Origin of the sequence: Blastomonas sp., assembly GCF_041747255.1 — a bacterium.
Classification (GTDB): Bacteria; Pseudomonadota; Alphaproteobacteria; order Sphingomonadales; family Sphingomonadaceae; genus Blastomonas.
This window is the reverse complement of sequence record NZ_JBGTFM010000138.1, coordinates 1-1,514: the sequence shown is the minus strand read 5'-3', so window position 1 is coordinate 1,514 and position 1,514 is coordinate 1. Positions and strand designations below refer to the sequence as shown.

Here is a 1,514-nt window from a genome sequence, read left to right as displayed (position 1 = left end):
CCTTTGGCGATAAAGGGTGGAAACTCGGCTCGGCCGCGCGCAACAGCGATGGCCTGTTCATTGGTGCGACGGTCTGCGTTCGTTATCTGACGACTCCCTTCGGTTCGCAGCCGCGCCCGCAATTTAACCAGAGCCATGCTCGATCCAGCAATCCCCTGACCACGCGCCCGTCTCGGCGTTGCTTCGGCGGCAACGCCCCGCGCGCGCAGCTCGCGGGCAAAGCGTTCACGGAAACGATTGAGCTGAACCGGACGGGGATTGAAGCGGTTGCGATCGAGCCCCTCGGCCTGCACCGTCAGATGCACATGCGGGCGCGGCGTATCGGTATGGAGGGCCAGGACATAATCGTGATTGTCGCTCAGTTCGGCATGGGCCAGCGCGCGGACAGCTCCCAGCACTTTGTCGGGGTCGGTGCCTTCGGGCATCGAGAAGATCAGCGACACCGACGACACCGTTGGTCGCGACCGCCATTGTAGGGTGTCGCTCCACTCCGCTGCCCGCTCGGCAACGTCTTCCTTGGTTGTCAGGATTTCACCGTCGCGGGTTTCGATGTCCACTTCGCCCTTGCGCCCGATATAGTCGAGATGTGCTTTCACATGGCTGCCGCCCCGCTGGCGACCAGTGACCTTGACCACGACCTCGGGTGCCTTGCGAACGATCCGTGCCAGTTTGGCCCGCGCCGTCGGGCCGGTGGCAAAGCCGTAACTCGCATAGAGCGGAACGCGCGGCGTGCTGGTGGGGTCATGGATATAGCGCACCCGAAACGCCGGACGGGTTGCTTCCCACAAGGCGGATTCCAGGCCCATCAATCCACAACTGTCCAGTAGCTCGCATCGCCGCGCATGACATCGCCAACGGCTGTCACCTGCTCGGATATTTCCATTCGCATGTCGGCGATCCGCCGCAGCTCGGGTTCGATCTGCTTGTCGCCGGTTTCCAGCATCGACGCATTGGCCGCTTTCATCGCCTGATTGAGATTGCGGCCGATACGCAGCAACTGCATTCGGATCGGCGCAAGCTCGGCCAGCAGCCCGTCATCGACCCGCGATTTCAGCGCAAGGTGGCGGCGCACCAAGGCCTTGATCCAACCCGCGCGATCGGTCGAACGCTGCGCCGCCCGAACCTCGATCACGGCAATCTCGACATCGGTAAATCGCAGCGAAACACGATTGCGCGCGATACCATCGGGACGGTCGATGAACGGACGATCTGCGATCTCCCGCACCGTCTGTTCGATCATCTGCCGCAACACTGCGCTTCGTCCGCCACGACCAACCGCGAAGCTGTCGAACGCCGCAAGCGCATCGACGTCAAGCCGGATGGTGAGCGTCGCGCTGTTCGATAGTGTATTTGTCGCCATCAATCATGCCCGTGTGAAACAGGGGCAATGTAAGACAACACGCGCCGCTAGGCATATCCTGCATTAAAGACAAATCAGACAAACCCCCTAAGACAAGCGCACCCAAAGCGGCTTTCTACTTCTGACAATAAGGATCCTTGGATGCGCTTGGGGT

The 1,514-nt window shown here is 61.4% G+C and carries 2 protein-coding genes; both read right to left on the bottom strand.

The window, feature by feature from the left end:
• On the bottom strand, positions 1 to 806 hold an 806-nt coding region (locus ACEW8G_RS04900; RefSeq protein WP_373487326.1), incomplete at its 3' end, for a relaxase/mobilization nuclease domain-containing protein.
• Positions 806 to 1,360: a hypothetical protein gene (locus ACEW8G_RS04895; RefSeq protein WP_373487325.1), complete on the bottom strand. Its 555-nt coding sequence runs from the start codon at positions 1,358 to 1,360 to the stop codon at positions 806 to 808. The genes ACEW8G_RS04900 and ACEW8G_RS04895, both read right to left, overlap by 1 nt.
• Positions 1,361 to 1,514 lie beyond the last annotated feature (154 nt).

Excerpts from the sequence above, each read along its gene's own strand:
- ACEW8G_RS04895 (WP_373487325.1), bottom strand. The coding sequence starts at position 1,360 with ATGGCGACAAATACACTATCGAACAGCGCGACGCTCACCATCCGGCTT.